12 protein-coding genes are annotated in these 15,192 nt (G+C 67.3%); 6 read left to right on the top strand and 6 right to left on the bottom strand.

Translation table 11 applies throughout. The features are described from left to right. The first annotated feature begins 28 nt into the window (after window positions 1-28). Together G6N51_RS04565 and G6N51_RS04560 are read left to right on the top strand one after the other, a co-directional pair. The gene (locus G6N51_RS04565) at window positions 29-712 is read left to right on the top strand and encodes a GAP family protein (RefSeq protein ID WP_083170740.1); all 684 of its coding nucleotides are present in this window, start codon (window positions 29-31) and stop codon (window positions 710-712) included. Window positions 713-764: 52 nt separating this feature from the next. Then, a complete protein-coding gene (locus G6N51_RS04560) occupies window positions 765-1,538 on the top strand; it encodes a class I SAM-dependent methyltransferase (protein WP_083170732.1) in 774 nt (257 codons plus the stop codon). A gap of 12 nt (window positions 1,539-1,550) precedes the next feature. Here the strand turns inward: G6N51_RS04560 and G6N51_RS04555 are convergent, their stop codons facing one another. Together G6N51_RS04555 and G6N51_RS04550 are read right to left on the bottom strand one after the other, a co-directional pair. Then, complete coding sequence (locus G6N51_RS04555) at window positions 1,551-2,786, bottom strand: osmoprotectant NAGGN system M42 family peptidase (RefSeq protein ID WP_083170729.1); 1,236 nt, start codon at window positions 2,784-2,786, stop codon at window positions 1,551-1,553. A 194-nt stretch (window positions 2,787-2,980) separates the two neighbouring features. Beyond that, complete coding sequence (locus G6N51_RS04550; RefSeq protein ID WP_083170727.1) at window positions 2,981-3,208, bottom strand: hypothetical protein; 228 nt, start codon at window positions 3,206-3,208, stop codon at window positions 2,981-2,983. 612 nt (window positions 3,209-3,820) lie between these two features. Here G6N51_RS04550 and G6N51_RS04545 point away from each other — a divergent pair. Further along, window positions 3,821-4,567 carry a sensor domain-containing protein gene (locus tag G6N51_RS04545; RefSeq protein ID WP_083171025.1) on the top strand — a complete coding sequence of 249 codons (747 nt, stop codon included), beginning with the start codon at window positions 3,821-3,823 and terminating at the stop codon, window positions 4,565-4,567. Between the two features lie 25 nt (window positions 4,568-4,592). On the opposite strand, the gene G6N51_RS04540 is transcribed toward G6N51_RS04545, so the two are convergent. Continuing rightward, window positions 4,593-5,474, bottom strand: coding sequence for an HpcH/HpaI aldolase/citrate lyase family protein (locus G6N51_RS04540; RefSeq protein WP_083170724.1), 882 nt, complete (start codon window positions 5,472-5,474; stop codon window positions 4,593-4,595). Between the two features lie 157 nt (window positions 5,475-5,631). Here G6N51_RS04540 and G6N51_RS04535 point away from each other — a divergent pair, with 157 nt between their 5' ends. Continuing rightward, entirely contained in the window at window positions 5,632-6,555 is a 924-nt protein-coding gene (locus tag G6N51_RS04535) for a class I SAM-dependent methyltransferase (RefSeq protein WP_083170723.1), read from the top strand. A gap of 81 nt (window positions 6,556-6,636) precedes the next feature. Here the strand turns inward: G6N51_RS04535 and zwf are convergent, their stop codons facing one another. Continuing rightward, complete coding sequence (gene zwf, locus G6N51_RS04530) at window positions 6,637-8,136, bottom strand: glucose-6-phosphate dehydrogenase (RefSeq protein WP_083170722.1); 1,500 nt, start codon at window positions 8,134-8,136, stop codon at window positions 6,637-6,639. Window positions 8,137-8,300: 164 nt separating this feature from the next. Here zwf and G6N51_RS04525 point away from each other — a divergent pair, with 164 nt between their 5' ends. Beyond that, window positions 8,301-8,483 carry a hypothetical protein gene (locus G6N51_RS04525; protein ID WP_083170721.1) on the top strand — a complete coding sequence of 61 codons (183 nt, stop codon included), beginning with the start codon at window positions 8,301-8,303 and terminating at the stop codon, window positions 8,481-8,483. On the opposite strand, the gene G6N51_RS04520 is transcribed toward G6N51_RS04525, so the two are convergent. Together G6N51_RS04520 and hrpA are read right to left on the bottom strand one after the other, a co-directional pair. After that, entirely contained in the window at window positions 8,449-9,978 is a 1,530-nt protein-coding gene (locus G6N51_RS04520; RefSeq protein WP_083170720.1) for an FAD-dependent monooxygenase, read from the bottom strand. The two genes, G6N51_RS04525 and G6N51_RS04520, sit on opposite strands and share 35 nt — an antisense overlap. Window positions 9,979-10,102: 124 nt before the next feature. Continuing rightward, window positions 10,103-13,996, bottom strand: coding sequence for an ATP-dependent RNA helicase HrpA (gene hrpA / locus G6N51_RS04515; protein WP_083170719.1), 3,894 nt, complete (start codon window positions 13,994-13,996; stop codon window positions 10,103-10,105). 177 nt (window positions 13,997-14,173) lie between these two features. Between hrpA and G6N51_RS04510 the strand changes: the two genes are divergently transcribed. After that, a complete protein-coding gene (locus G6N51_RS04510) occupies window positions 14,174-15,136 on the top strand; it encodes a GGDEF domain-containing protein (RefSeq protein WP_083170717.1) in 963 nt (320 codons plus the stop codon). Window positions 15,137-15,192 lie beyond the last annotated feature (56 nt).

The raw sequence follows: 15,192 nt of genomic DNA, 5'->3' as shown, positions 1-15,192 counted from the left end.
TTCGTACGGTAGGCCGGGGCTCAGTCGGGTGGGACCTGTTGTGCTGGCGCTTGCGGGTCTGGCGCTTCTCGACTCGTTGAACGTCCTCAATCTGGGCGTGGTCTCCGCGGTTATTTTCGACAGCCGGCTGAGTCGCCGGTCACCGGTTCCGGGCGCTCTGAGCTTCATCGTGGGCGTGTTCGCCGTGACAACCACGTTCGGGCTGTGCACGGTTCTCGGTCTCAGCTTCTTGACCCATGCCGTTGGCTTCCACGTGACACCGGCCATCCGTTTTCGCGGCGAGCTGGTGCTCGGCCTGGTGCTGACGGGGCTGGCTTACTTTCCGTTGACCGCCCAATCGTCGGCTCCCGGCTGGGCATTGGCTGCGATGCGCCAGCGTCCATGGCTGCTCGGGTTCCTCGGGTTGGCGATCGGCAGTGGCCAAGCGCCAACCGCCATCCCCTATCTCACCGGGCTGGCCATGCTCGCCGCCCTGCACCCGAGGCCGGCGCTGTGGCCGTTGGCCATCATCGCCTACTGGGTGATCGCGCTTTCCCCGCCGTTGCTGATCCTTGCCCTCTCGATGCGGAAGACGATGCGAGCCAAACGTATTCAGCGCCGGCTCGTGCGCGCCCTCACCCGTTACGGTCCGATATCGGTGCGGCTGTTGTTCCTGGTTTTCGGAATCGGGCTGGTGGCCGACGCACTCGTCAATCATAGTGCGCTGTGGTGAAGCACAAATTGTTCTCATGTCTTGCCCAGCGGGCCCGATTACCTTGGCGGATATGACTGATCGCCTAGAACGCGCGATGTCCTTCGGCTCGATCGCCGAGGACTACGACGGCTTGCGTCCACAACCCCCGCGCCAAGCGGTGGACTGGCTGGTCCCGCCCCGGTGCGGTGTGGCCGTCGACCTGGGCGCGGGCACGGGACTATTTACCCGCGCGCTTGTAGGCAGGGCGGCCGAGGTGATCGCCGTCGAACCTGACGCCCGCATGCGGGCGGTGCTGACCGAGCGGTCTCCCGACGTTCGCGCCGTCGAAGGAACGGGCGAAGCTATTCCACTGCCCGATGCGACCGCGGATGCTGTCTTTGTCTCGTCGGCGTGGCACTGGATGGATCCCCAACGCGCCGTTCCGGAGATCGGCCGGGTACTGCGCGATGGCGGGCGATTCGGCCTCATCTGGACCAGTCGGGATCGTGATGTGGATTGGGTCCGCGACCTCGACCTGCTGCCCGGCGAAGACACGCCCGAGGCGGAATCACCCGACCGCTTCCGCCGGCGTCACGAGAACGTCGCGCTCCCCGACCCGCAGATCTTCCACGACATCGCCCGAGCGACGTTCACATTCACCAAGACCATGAAACTCGACGACGTCGTCGCAATGGTGGGCACCTACAGCCGGCTGATCATGGCGTCTGCGGACGAGCGCACAGAGCGACTCGCCAACGCGCGCACCGCGTTGCATCGTCGCTTCGCCGATGCCGAAGCGATCGATATCCCCATGCAATCCCGGTGTTGGCGCGCCGACCGGATCCCCCGTTGCGGCAACCACTAAGGCGTCGAGGCCTCAGGCCTGGGGACCCTCCGACGGCGGCCAGACCGATCCCGGCGACGCCTCGCCGGGTAAGTCGAGTTCGCCACGGGCCAGCGGCACCCACCGCTCGCTCGGGGCGGGTTGCTCGGACGACGGGAAGTCCCGCAGCTGGCCCGACGGCTTGGCGTCCCATTTGGCGAAGGTCAGCGGCGTCTGCAGCCAGGTATGCAGCAGGCAGTACACCGCCTGCAGCGAATCCAGATGGGTGCGCTCCCAACCGTGGCTGCCGTCGAGCCCGAAGCCGACGAGCGCTGCGCGGGTGCCCGCGCCCGCCTCGATCGCCGCGGCGGCATCGGAGCGGTAGTAGCGGAACACATCCCGCGCGCAGGGGATGCCCTGCTCCGCGGCGAGCCGGCACAGCTTCCGGGTCAGGTGGTAGTCGAACGGGCCGTGCAGATCGGCCATCGGAATCGTCACGCCATCCTCGATGGAGTGCTGGCCGGGGGCACACACCGCGTTGTCCACCGAAACCAATTCGGCGACGTCGGCGGGCAGGCCATGGCTCGCCCCGTGACCGACCTCCTCGGTGATGGTGATCATGAGCATCGTGCGGTGCGGCAGCACCACGTTGTTCTCGGCGAAGTTCTTGGCCAGCGCCAGCGCGACCGCGACGCCCGCCTTGCCGTCGAGGTGGCGGGAAACGATGTAGCCGTCGGCGGTCAGTTCGGGGCTGGCGATAAAGGCGACGAAGTCGCCGATCTGCAGGCCGAGACGGATGAGGTCCTCGCGCGAGGAGACCTTGCGGTCGACGCGGACCTCGACGTGTTCCCAGTCGGTGGGCTGCAGGTCGATCTCGTCACCGAACGCGTGGCCACTGGCCTTGAGTGGCATCACCGTGCCGGTGATGAACTCGTCCGGGTCGTCGGAGAAGATTCGGACCCGGGCGCCCGCGGCGAACCGGGCCGAGAAGGTGCCGACCGGAATCACCTCGAGGCGTCCGTTGTCCTTGAGCCGACGCACCATGCAGCCGATGGTGTCGGCGTGAACGACGAGCGCGCGGTCGGTCGTCGCCGACGCTCCCGGGAGTTCGGCGGTCAGCGCCCCGCGGCGCGTCAACGAGAACGGCACGCCGAAGCCGTCGAAGATGTCGCCGATGTGCTGCATCACCGCGTCCGTGCGTCCCGCCGGGCTTGGCGTTTGCAGCAGCGCGAGCAGCGTGTCGACCATCCACGTACGGTCGGCCTCGGTCATGGCCGCGGTTTCGCGCAAGGTATCTCCTCTCGAATCACCCGGGACCGGGACTAACCTACCGCGTGGTCACCGTTGATCCACCGGCCCGGGCCGCGAGACCCGCGCCGCAAGAGGGCACCCGTCCCCCGTTGCCATCACGGTAGAGGACGTCGTATCCGGACGCCCGTTGGCGCAACCCGATTCGCTGGCGCAGAAGTGGCGGACTTAGCGGATCAAGGGTTCACGTTGGGGCATACCTGCTTGATCCAACTTGTGAGTGCGTCCCTGTTGGCGTTGAGGTCGGGATCGTTGGGCTGCGCGCCGGAGGTGGTGACGAAGTGCTCGATCGCCGCCTTCACGTTGTCGGGCGGGCCGTACTTCTCCAGTGTGTCGGCGTACTTGCGGGCATTTTCGGGGTTGTTGGCCACCATCAGATTGTCTTTGGCGAAGGAGATGTCCAAGCAGGTGGATTGGTCTAGAGGGCCGCCCTGTGCGGATTGCGAGGGTGGCGTCGTCGGCGCTGACGAAGTGCTTGACGCCGGCGAACTCGACGGCGTCGTTGAGCTGGACGAGGAGACTGACGACGATGAGCCGTTCGAGCACCCGGCCGTGACGATTGCGAGGGTGACCATCGCTGCGAACGTAGTTCGGTCTAGCCGCATCGGACGCTCCTTATCCCGAGAATGTGTTTGCTGTAGGCACCTTACCGGCAGTTGGCATCCGGGCGGACCTGTTTCCGCGGGTATTCAAATCAGAGATATTTTCCAGAGCATGAGCTGGCGGGATCCATACCATTCGCTTCTGTTGCCCTAGGAAACCCTTGAAGTGCGAACCATTCTCTGGCTTCTGACGCGCACGTCCCCTCGTCTTCAGCGCTCACTCTGAGCGCGCGATGACATGCCGGCGCGAACTATGAGCGCTCGAACAATAGCCCAATGAAATATATTGCGTTGATTGACGCAATTTGCTGTCCCAACAGATATGCTGCGTCCACCCCCAGCATTGGAAAGCGGATGAGCCCGGCCGCACTGAAGCTCGAGGGCTCAACGCGACCACAGAGGGTGAGCCACACCATGCGCCAACTATCAGCCGTAGTCTCTGCCGTCGCCATCGGGTTTCTGGGTGCCGCGTGCGGCAACAGCAATCAAGGCGGCTCCGGCTCGTCGACCACGACCTCGACCCGCCCCCCGGTCGCACAAGCGGCGCTGGCGGGCTTCTTGCTCACCTCGGCGGAGATGGACAGCGCGCTGGGCGCCACCGGATCGAAGAGCAAAGAGAAGAACGACAAGCTGCAAGACGACAACGCGAAGCAGCCGTGGCCCGCGGGCTGGAAATTCCCTGATGACTGCCTCTACGCCATGGGCCCCGGGGAGGCTCCCGTCTATGCCGGCAGCGGCTACACCGCGGCCAGCGGTGACGAACAGGTGGCGACCCTTCCCGCGAATTCCAACGAACCCGACCCCGAGGTGGACCAGGTGCTGGTGCTCTTCCCGTCGGCCAAAGAGGCGAACGCCTTCTTCACCACCTCGGCGCAGCGATGGCCGGCATGTGCCAACCGCCAGTTCACCACACCGGCGGGAACGGACACCCCCGAGACGGCATGGCAGGTGGGACCGGTCTCCAACGCCCGCGGGGTGTTGAGCACGACCCTGACCATGACACTGCGCGACAACGGCAACGTCCTGCTGAGCATGACCTGCCAGCGCGCGCTGACGGTGCGCAACAACGTTGCCATCGATGTCGGCGCGGTCCGCAAGGACCCCGCGGACTTGGCTGTCAAGCTCGTCGGCCAGATCGCCGGCAAGGTCGACAAGCAATGAGCCGCCTGCGCTGTACGCCTGGCGCCTAAGAGGCGGATGCCAGTTCGGCGATGAGGTCCGCAAGGGCGAGGATCCGCTCGGCGTTGCGGACGTGCAGGCTCTCGATCATCCGACCGTCCACCGTGATGACGCTGGTCCCGGCCGCCCGCGCCTCCTCGTAGGCCGCGACGACCTTGCGCGCATCGGCGAGTTCCCGTTGCGAGGGACCGAACAGGTCGTTGGCGGGGCCGATCTGCGACGGATGGATCAAAGTCTTGCCGTCAAAACCCATTTCACGGCCTTGTCGAGCCTCGGCTCGGAAGCCGTCCTCGTCGGTGATGTCGTTGAACACGCCGTCGAGGATCGCCTTTCCGGCCGCCCGGGCTCCCAACACCGCCAGCGATAAGGCGGGTACGACCGGCGCGCGCCCGGGCACGTGCACTGCGTGCAGATCGTTCACCAGGTCGTTGGTGCCGACCACCAGCGCGGCCAATCGATCGCTGGCCGACGCGATGTCCTCGGCCCTCAGAAAGGACCGCGGCGTTTCGATCATCACCCACAGCTGCAACGACTCCGGTGCCTGGAGCTGATCCAGCATTGCGGCCAGCGCTTGCACCTGATCGCCCGACTCGACCTTCGGCACCAGCACGCCGTGAGCGGTCGAGGCCGCCACCGCTGCCAAGTCCGCGTCGTGCCACTCGGTGGCTAAACCGTTGATGCGCACCACGACCTCGCGGGCCCCGTAACCGCCCGACGAAATCGCGTCGCACACCACCGCCCGCGAATCGGCTTTGGCGTCGGGTCCGACGGCATCCTCGAGATCGAAGATCACCACGTCCGCGGCCAGCGATTTGCCCTTCTCCAAGGCCCGGGGCTTGTTGCCGGGCAGGTATAAGGCCGAGCGGCGCGGGCGCAGGGTCGGTGCCATCAAGTGATTCGCTTCCTGTCGTCGGGCTCAGTGGGGGCGCGGCATAGCCAGAAAGTACCCTCGACAAGGATGGTTGAGCCGCACGGCCCGTCCGCGGTGAACCTCGCGAAACGCGAATCGGCCGCAGCGGCGGCGGTATCCCCGGAGGGAGTGGCAGGTGTCAGCACTTGGTTCGGCGCGCGCCGAGGGTGACAGCTGGGATTTGGCCTCCAGCGTCGGGGCGACCGCGACGATGATTGCCGCGTCCCGAGCGCTGGCCTCCCGCGGGCCGGATCGGCTGCTCGATGACCGGTTCGCCGAACCGTTGGTGCGCGCGGTCGGACACCCCTTCTTCGTGCGCATGCTGGACGGCGAAATCCCGCTCGACAGCGACGACATGCCCTTGACCCTGCAGCAGCGCCGCGAGCAGATCGCCGCGCGCACCAGGTTTTTCGACGATTTCCTCACATCCGCGACCGGCGCGGGCATCCGGCAGGCCGTCATCTTGGCCGCCGGACTCGACGCCCGTGCCTACCGGTTGTCCTGGCCGGCGGGCACCGTGGTTTACGAAGTCGATCAGCCCGAGGTCATCGCGTTCAAGAGCGACGCGCTGGCCCGGATCGGCGCCGAACCGACCGCCGAACGCCGAGCGGTAGGCATCGATCTGCGCGATGACTGGTCGACAGCGTTGCGCGACAATGGTTTTGACGCGGCAGCGCCGACGGCCTGGATCGCTGAAGGGTTGCTCCCCTACCTGCCGCCGCAGGCCCAGGACCGGCTGTTGGACAACATCACCGCGCTCAGCACACCGGGCAGCCGGCTGGCCACCGAGAACATCACCGACATGGGCGTGTTCACCGACGAACGTGCCAGGGCGATGCGCAGCACCTGGCGCAAGCACGGGCTGGACATCGACGTCGCCGACCTGGTGTGGCAGGGGGAACGCCAAGCCGCGGCAGAGCAATTGGCCGCCCACGGCTGGGCCGTCACCCCCTACCCCACCGAGCAGCTGTACGCCGAGTACGGGTTCGCCGTTCCCGACAACGAGATCCTCGAGGCATTCCGGCATGCCGTCACCTACATCAGCGCCCAACTGGGCTGACGGCGACGTCGTCGGTGGTGTTGGTTCTACCCGTCAGGTGCCCCGGGTTGCCCAGGACCGATCCGGCTGACCCGGGTGTAATTAGCCCCTGACGTCACGCCACTCCCGCTCGAAGGGCAACCGCCACGCGTTGGGTGCGATCAATTGATGAATGGCGTTGGGGCCCCAGGTGCCAGGCTGGTACATCTTTGCCGGCGGCGGGTCGTCGAGTAGCTCTTGCGAACGCTCCCACAATGATTCGATGCCCTCCGCAGTGGTGAACAGCGTGTGGTCACCTCGCATCGCGTCGAGAATGAGCCGTTCGTAGGCCTCCAGCACGTCCACGACGGTGCCGATCTCCTGGGAGGAGAACTGCATGGACAGCTTGTCCAGCTTCATACCGGGGCCCGGTCGCTTGCCGTAGAAAGACAGCGACACCTTCGAGTTGTCGGCGAGGTCGAACGTGAGGTGATCAGGACCCTGAGTGCCGACCCCGGAGCCGGGGGGAAACATGGTCCGGGGTGCCTCTCGAAACGCGATCGAGATGATGCGGATGCCTTCGGCCATCTTCTTGCCGGTACGGAGATAGATGGGCACGCCGGCCCAGCGCCAGTTGTCGATGCCGACCTTGAGGGCGATGAACGTCTCGGTGTCGGAATCCTGCGCCACGCCTTTTTCGTCGCGGTATCCGTTGTACTGGCCGCGCACCACGTTGGAAGGCTTGACCGGCAGCATCGACCGGAACACCTTGTTCTTTTCTTCGCTGATGGCAAAGGGTTCAAGCGCCGTCGGCGGCTCCATGACCACGAACGCCATCACCTGAAACAGGTGGGTCACGACCATGTCCTTGTAGGCGCCGGTCTCCTCGTAGAAGTTCGCCCGCTGATCGAGGCCGAGGGCTTCGGGGATGTCGATCTGGATGTGGTCGATGAAGTTGCGGTTCCAGATCGGTTCGAACAGGCCGTTGGCGAAGCGGAACGCCAAGATGTTCTGGGCGGCCTCCTTGCCCAGGAAGTGGTCGATGCGGAAGATCTGGGATTCTTCGAACGTCTCGTGCACGAAGTCGTTGAGCGCCACCGCGCTGGCGTAGTCGGTCCCGAACGGCTTTTCCATCACCACCCTCGAACGCTCGACGAGCTTGGCGTCGCTCAGCATGGTGATGACCTCGCGCGCCGCCTTCGGCGGCACCGACAGGTAATGCAGACGCCTGACGTCGGGTCCCAGTTCGGCTTCGGCGTCGGCGACCGCCGCGGCCAGTGCTTCCGGCCCGGCGCCCTGGGGGACGTAGGTGAGGATCTTCGCGAAGTTGGACCACTGCTCGGGCGTCAGCTTGTGCGCGCCGAACGAATCGATCGCGTCCTTGGCGATCTCGCGGAATTCGTCGTCACTCATGTCTTCCAGCGACGTCGCGACGATATGGATATCGGGTGCGAGCTCGGACTGGTCCAGATAGGCCAGGCCCGGGATCAGCTTGCGTTTCGCCAGATCCCCCGTCGCGCCGAACAGCACGATGACGTGCGGGTCGAGCCGTTCGGTCTGGTGGCGGCGCGGACGTCCATCGGCCGCCGGGTAAGAAATGGTCTGCGGTTTCTTGTCGGCCACACCTGCGATACTTCCATCGCCGCGCCGTTATGTCGCGTCCGTCACTCTCAGCGGCGACTGACCCGGCATATTGACATGGTGAACGCCGGATCACAATCCCCACCCGGTTACCACGCGGCCGACGGGGTACTGGTTACCGACGGGGCGGAACCCGACCACAGCCGATGGAAAGCGATATGACCACACCCGATAAAGACCTGCTCGGTCACTCCCAGAAGCTGGAGAACATCGTCGACCAGCTCGAAGAGAAAGTCGCCGACGACCGGGAAGCAGAGGGCGTTGCCGGCAAGCCCAGCGACGGGGAAAACGCCCCTACCCGCGGCTCGGACGACGAACCGCCCGATTAGAAACGTAGGCGACGCATGGGGCGCCGAACCACGCGGCGAGGGCATCGCTGAGTTTGGAATCGTCGCATCCTTCCACCCAGGCGACATGCCCGTCCGGCCGGATCAACACCGCGGCGGGAGGCCTAACCGCGCCGACCACGGGTAGCTCCCAGCTGCCCGCATATCCCGCATCGATCAGCTGGACCCGATCCGCCCACGCGGTGCTATCGAATCGGCCGGGTTCGCCGAGGTTGAGCAACACGGATCGGGCCCGGTGTAGCAGCGTGAAAACCCGCAGCGGGCCGTCTGCGGTGAGCACGTCGAGATCGGGAACGCGTCGTCCGAGCAGTGGGTGTCCGTCGCCCAAGTCGTAACGGATGTCGAGGCCCGACATCATGCCGGCGAACCGTTTGCGCGGTTCTTCCATGTCGAGGAGCTCAGACATGGTGTCGCGCAGCGCTTTCGTGCGGTCGTCCGGGCGAAGAAGCGCCATTTGCGCGATCGAGTTGCGCAGCACCCGCGCGCCGATCGGGTGCCGTTCGGCGTGGTAGGTGTCGAGCAGGCTGTCGGGCGAGAACCCGTTGACCACCTGTCCCAGCTTCCATCCCAGGTTGACCGCGTCCTGCACGCCGGTATTCAGGCCCTGTCCGCCGACCGGGTGGTGGACATGCGCGGCGTCACCGGCCAGCAGGACGCGTCCATCACGATAGGTCGCGGCCTGTCGCGCCATGTCGGTGAATCTGGAAAGCCAAGCGGGATTGTGGATCCCGTAATCCGTCCCATAGACGGCGGTGAGCGCCTCAGCCAGGTCGCGCAACGTGGGTTCGCCGCTGGGCTCGAGGCGCTGCTCGGTGACCATCACCCGCACCCGCCCATCATCCGCCGCGGCCAGGGAATGAACCCCGAGGCCATCGTGGCGAATTCCCCATTCCGGCGGTTCGCCTGTCCCCCAATCCATTTCGACCTCGCCGAGCAGGTAGCTGGTGGTCGGCTCCCACCCCGGGAAATCGATGCCGGCGGCTTTGCGGACCACGCTGCGCCCACCATCGCACCCGACGAGGTATCCCGCGCGCAGAGACCGACCGTCGGACAACGCGACGTCCACCCCGCCGCGGTCTTGGGCGATGCCCGTCACCTCATGCCCGCGATAGAACCGCACCCCGAGCTCGTCGACCCAGTCGGCGAGAATGCGTTCAATCTCGTTCTGCCACAGCGCGAGTCCGTACGGGTGGCGGGTGGGAAAGTCGCTGATGTCCAGGCGAATCTGGGAGAACCCGGTGACCTGGGCGACTTGGCCGCGGGCGAGGAACCGGTCGGCGATTCCCCGCTGATCGAGAACCTCGATGGTGCGCGCGTGCAGACCGCCGGCGCGCGCACCGATGAGGTCCCGGCCGGCGCGCCGCTCGACTATCGCCGTATCGACCCCTGCCAACGCCAATTCACCGGCCAGCATCAGCCCCGTCGGGCCGCCTCCAGCCACCAGCACCGCGTGGTCGACGTTCTCGTGCGACGACATTTTCAACCCCCCAGAACCAGAGCGAAATTCGGCTTCGGCCAGCGATTGTGCGGCATCACCCGGCCCTTGCCGCAAGCCCCCCAGTGCGCTATAGGTTGAGAGTGGGAGGGCGATGATTCGCCGATCAGCCCCAAAGCGCATCGATGGCCCGGTAGATCCGCTGCTCGCTCACCGGTCGCGGGGTGCCCAGCTGCTGGGCCCACAGGCTCACCCGCAGTTCCTCGATCTGCCGCGCAACGTCGCGGATGTCGTCCGCCGCCCGCCGAGTGGCTGGCAGCGAGTGCCACAATTCGTCGTAGGCGCGCTGGACGGCGCGCACCCGCCGCATCCGCTCTCGGTCCGCGTCGATCCCATGCGGCAGCCGCTCGAGGCGCCTGCGGATTGCGGTCAGGTAGCGGGCGAGATCGGCCAGGTGGGTGCGTCCGGTCGCTGTGACGAAACCCGGAGGCACGAGCCGATCCCGCTGAGCGCGGATGTCGGCGATCGCGTCGGCCTGTGCGGGCGGCGGTTGGCCGGGCAGGAGCAGGTGCAGTTCCCGTGCGGCGGCCACCACCTCCTGCACGCGGCCTGCGATGTCGGCCGTCGTCGACACCATATTGGCGCCCACCCGATCGCGCAGCGTGGCGAACTCGTCGCGGGTCCACACCGGCCCCGGCATCAACGTGTCGGCCGCGGCGTCGGCGCAGTCCTCGAGCAGCGCGGTCAGCGAGCCGTCCGGGTTTGCGCCCAGCGCCAGCCGCGTCTGTGGGCTTAGTTGTCGCTCAACCGCTTTGACCGGCGACGCCAGACTCAAGCGCAGCAATCGGCGCGTGCCCGGTCCCAGCATGCCGTCCCGCTCCGCCGATGTCGCAAACACCCGCAGGTTGACCGCGCCACCCGCGTCGACGAAACCGGGAAAGCCACGCACGGCGCGGCCGTCGACCGTTCGCTCGACGACTCGCGGCAGCACGTCGAGGTCTTCGGGCCAGGCGCGTAGGCCGGTGCGTTCCAGCTCGCCGGCGACCGCCCGGGCGACCGCCCGGCGAGCGGGTGCGGCCAGCCGATGTTGTAACGCGCCGAGGTCCTTGCCGCGGGCGATCTCGCTGCCGTCGGCGGATTCGACGGCGAAGGTCACCCGCAAATGCGCGGGCAGCTTGTCCAGGTCGAAGGCCTCGATGGGCACTAAAACCCCGCTACGGCGCCGTAATTCGCGCTGCACCGCCTCCAGCAGCGGCTCTCCCCCGGGATCGATCCCGGCCAGCACGGCGCGTGCCGCGTCGGGAGCGGGAACGAAGTTGCGGCGCAAGTCCTTCGGCAGTGAGCGGATGAGCGCGGTCACCAGCTCTTCGCGCAGCGCCGGCACCTGCCAGGCGAACTCGTCACCGCCCAGCCGGGCCAGCACGTCGATCGGCACGTGGACCGTGACGCCGTCGTCGGCGGCGCCCGGTTCGAACCGGTAGGTCAGGGGCAGCGCAACATCGCCGGAATGCCAGGCGGTGGGCCGCTCGGCGTCGGCGGTGTCGCCTGTGCGCAACAGGTCGGCGCGAGTGAAGGTCAGCAGCTCCGGGGTCTTGTGGCGCTGCCTCTTCCACCACGCGTCGAAGTGCCGCGCGGAGACGACTTCGGCCGGGATGCGTGCGTCGTACAGCGCGTAGACCTCGTCGTCGCCCACGAGCAGGTCGCGGCGGCGGGCGCGCTCCTCCAGCTCTTCGAGCTCGGCGCGCAGTCGCGCGTTGTCACGGAAGAAGTGGTGGCGCGTCTGCCAGTCGCCCTCCACCAGGGCGTGCCGGATGAACAATTCCCGCGCCACCGCGGGCTCGACGCCGGCATATCCGACCCGGCGGCGCGCAACCAGCGGCAGGCCGTACAGCGTCACCCGCTCGTAGGCCATCACCTCGCCGCGGCCGGCGTTCCAGTGCGGTTCGCTGTGGGTGCGCTGCACCAGGTCGCCCGCGACGCGCTCGACGACGTCCGGCTGGATGCGGGCGGCGGTGCGCCCATACAGGCGGCTGGTCTCGACCAGTTCGGCGACGACCACCCACCGCGGGGGCCGCTTGGTGAGCACCGAGCCCGGCGCCAGGACGAATCGCGAGTTCCGCGCGCCGAGGTAGTCGCGCGCGTCCTCGCGGCGCATTCCCACATGCGAGAGCAGGCCGGCCAGCAGAGCCGCATGCACCCGCGCCGGATCGGCCGGTTCATCGGACTCGACGACACCGAGATCGCGGGCGATGCCGCGAAGTTGACCGACCAGGTCCTGCCACTCCCGGATGCGCAGATAGTGCAGGAACTCGTCTCGGCACATCCGGCGAAACCCATTTCCCGACAAGGTCTTCCGGCGTTCCCGTAGGTAGCGCCAGAGGTTCAGGTAGGACAGGAAGTCGGAGTTTTCGTCGGCGAAGCGGGCATGCTTCTGGCGGGCCGCATCCTCGCGGTCGGTCGGCCGTTCCCGCGGGTCGTGGATGGTCAGCGCCGCGGTCAACACCAACACCTCTGCCACGCATCCCTCGGTCTCGGCCTGCAGGATCATCCGGCCCAGCCGGGGGTCGACCGGCAGGCGCGCCAGGCGACGGCCGAGCTCGGTGATGGCACCTTGGCCGTCGAACGCACGCAATTCCTGCAGCAACTGCACACCGTCGCGGATACTGCGCCGGTCGGGCGGGTCGAGAAATGGGAAGTCCTCCACCTCGCCGAGCCGCAGCGCCGCCATCTGCAAGAGCACCGCGGCGAGGTTGGTCCGCAGGATCTCGGGCTCGGTGAAGCGCGGACGGGCCGCGAAGTCCTCCTCGGAATACAGGCGGATACACACGCCGGCCGCGACCCGGCCGCAACGACCCGCTCGTTGCGCGGCCGACGCCTGGGAGATGGGTTCGATCGGCAACCGCTGCACCTTCAGTCGGCGGCTGTAGCGCGAGATGCGGGCGTTGCCCGGGTCGACGACGTAGCGGATGCCGGGCACGGTCAGCGACGTCTCGGCGACGTTGGTCGCCAGCACGACCCGGCGCCCGGTGTGGGGTGCGAACACCTTCTGCTGCTCGGCGGTCGGCAGCCGCGCGTACAACGGAAGGACTTCGGTGTGTTTCAGCCCAGCCAAAGCCTCTGCGGTGTCCCGGATTTCGCGTTCACCCGAAAGAAACACCAGGATGTCCCCGGGCGCCTCGGCCTCGAGCTCAGCGATTGCGTCGACGATCGCCTCGACCTCGTCACGGGTTTCGGTGCGCACGATCTCGTTGTCGGGGTCATCGGGATCCTCCCGGGGGCCACCGGTGATCGGGATCTCCAAAGGGCGATACCGGATCTCCACCGGGTACGTCCGGCCGGACACCTCCACGATGGGCGCACCGCCGAAGTGGTCCGCGAACCGGCGCGGCTCGATGGTCGCCGAGGTGACGATCAGCTTGAGCTCGGGGCGGCGCGGCAGCAGCTCGCGCAGGTAGCCCAGCAGGAAGTCGACGTTCAGGCTGCGCTCGTGGGCCTCGTCGAGGATCAGCGTGTCGTAGCGCAGCAGGCGGCGGTCGCGCTGAATCTCGGCGAGCAGGATGCCGTCGGTCATCAGCTTGACCAGGGTGCGGTCGCTGACCTGATCGGTGAACCGGACGGTGTAGCCGACCGTTTCGCCCAGCGGGCTGCCCAGTTCGTCGGCGACGCGCTGCGCGACCGTGCGCGCGGCCAGCCGCCGGGGTTGGGTGTGCCCGACAGTTCCGCGGACACCGCGGCCGGCGTCGAGGCAGATCTTGGGCAACTGGGTCGTCTTGCCCGAACCGGTTTCGCCGGCGACCACGACCACTTGGTTTGCCCGCAGCGCGTCGATGATGTCCTGCCGCCGTTCGCTGACCGGCAGGTCGGGATAGCTGATCGTCGGTACGGCGGCTTGCCGGATGGCCACGAGCGCTTCGGCGTGGGCGATCTGCTCGGCGAACTGCCGCAGGTTGCCGGGTTTAGCCTCGCGCACATTCTTCAGGCGCCTGCCCAGGCGCGCGGCGTCGCGGAGGGTGAGGCCGTCGAGACGTTTGCGCAACTGCGCGACGGACGGTTCGGCCACTCGGGTCAGGATAGGCCAGGACGGGCGAGGTGCGGCGTGCGCCGAGGCGACTGAGCGCTCCCGAGCAGGTAGTGCCAGAATGGCCGCACTCCGCAGCATCGTGCGCGACGAGGAGTTGACGAGATGGGTCTTACCCTGGCCCGCCCTTTCGGTGGTGGGGTCGCTCGCCGCAACCGTGTGCCGCTGCGCACGGACGCGGGGAGCGCCTTGTACCGCGGGCAACAGGTTCGACTGCTCCGGATTTACTTTGGTGCCACCACGTTCCTCTACCTCTACGGTGTGGTCTTCACATTGTTCCCGATCCGCCGGGGGCTGACGCTGTCGAATCCCATCGGCGGCATCGTGGCGATCGGCCTGGGTGTGACGGCGCTGGCCCTGCTGGCCGTTCGGCCCGACAAACCGGGGCTGGCGACGGCCGCTGCGATCGCGGCCACGCCCATCGTGATGGCGTTCCACCGGACGATCACCGCCGAATTCGCGTGCCTGATCGGCCCGATGTTCCTGGCCATGTATTTGCGTGCGTTCTACCCGGCACGCCGCGGCGCGGCCCTGGTCGCCGTTCTCACGGCGGCCTGCGCGGTTGCGCTGGCGGCCGCTCCCACTCCGAAACTGTTCATCGACTACGCGATCTTCGTGATCGCGATCCTCGGAGCCGCCGAGTCGTTCGGGTTGCTCATGCGGGCCCTGGTCACCGCGGCATGCACCGACCCGCTGACGGGCCTGCTCAACCGTGCCGGCTGGGAGATTGCCACCGCGGACCTGCGGGCGCGATCGCGGTCGGCATCATGCATCGTCACGGTGCTGGCTCTCGACATCGACAACTTCAAACGAATCAACGACACCAGGGGGCACCTGGCCGGGGATGAGCATCTGATCGGCCGGGCGAACCTCTGGCGAGAAGCGTTGCCGCCCAAGGCTGTTCTTGCCAGACTCGGCGGTGACGAGTTCGCGGTGTGCATCGCTGAGCGCTCCGCCGCGACACCGGCCACGGCGGAGCGGTTCATCGCCGACGTCCTGGACCGCACGCCGGGCACCAGTATCGGGCGAGCGTCGTGTGACGGCGCGAGCGCCGACATCGCCGCGCTGCACGAGGCCGCCGACACCGATCTCTACGCCGTCAAGCACAAGCGATCTCCCTGACCGGCGGCCCCGAACCCGGCTAAGCGCCGCCCGCGTCACCCGACGACCACGGGGTT

The organism is Mycobacterium paraseoulense, assembly GCF_010731655.1.
GTDB classification, from domain to species: domain Bacteria; phylum Actinomycetota; class Actinomycetes; order Mycobacteriales; family Mycobacteriaceae; genus Mycobacterium; species Mycobacterium paraseoulense.
The sequence above is the reverse complement of the archived record's forward strand: the minus strand, read 5'-3'. Positions and strand labels throughout refer to the sequence as shown.

Excerpts from the sequence above, each read along its gene's own strand:
- G6N51_RS04545 (WP_083171025.1), top strand. The coding sequence starts at position 3,821 with ATGCGCCAACTATCAGCCGTAGTCTCTGCCGTCGCCATCGGGTTTCTG.
- G6N51_RS04525 (WP_083170721.1), top strand. The coding sequence starts at position 8,301 with ATGGAAAGCGATATGACCACACCCGATAAAGACCTGCTCGGTCACTCC.
- G6N51_RS04560 (WP_083170732.1), top strand. The coding sequence starts at position 765 with ATGACTGATCGCCTAGAACGCGCGATGTCCTTCGGCTCGATCGCCGAG.
- G6N51_RS04520 (WP_083170720.1), bottom strand. The coding sequence starts at position 9,978 with ATGTCGTCGCACGAGAACGTCGACCACGCGGTGCTGGTGGCTGGAGGC.
- G6N51_RS04540 (WP_083170724.1), bottom strand. The coding sequence starts at position 5,474 with ATGGCACCGACCCTGCGCCCGCGCCGCTCGGCCTTATACCTGCCCGGC.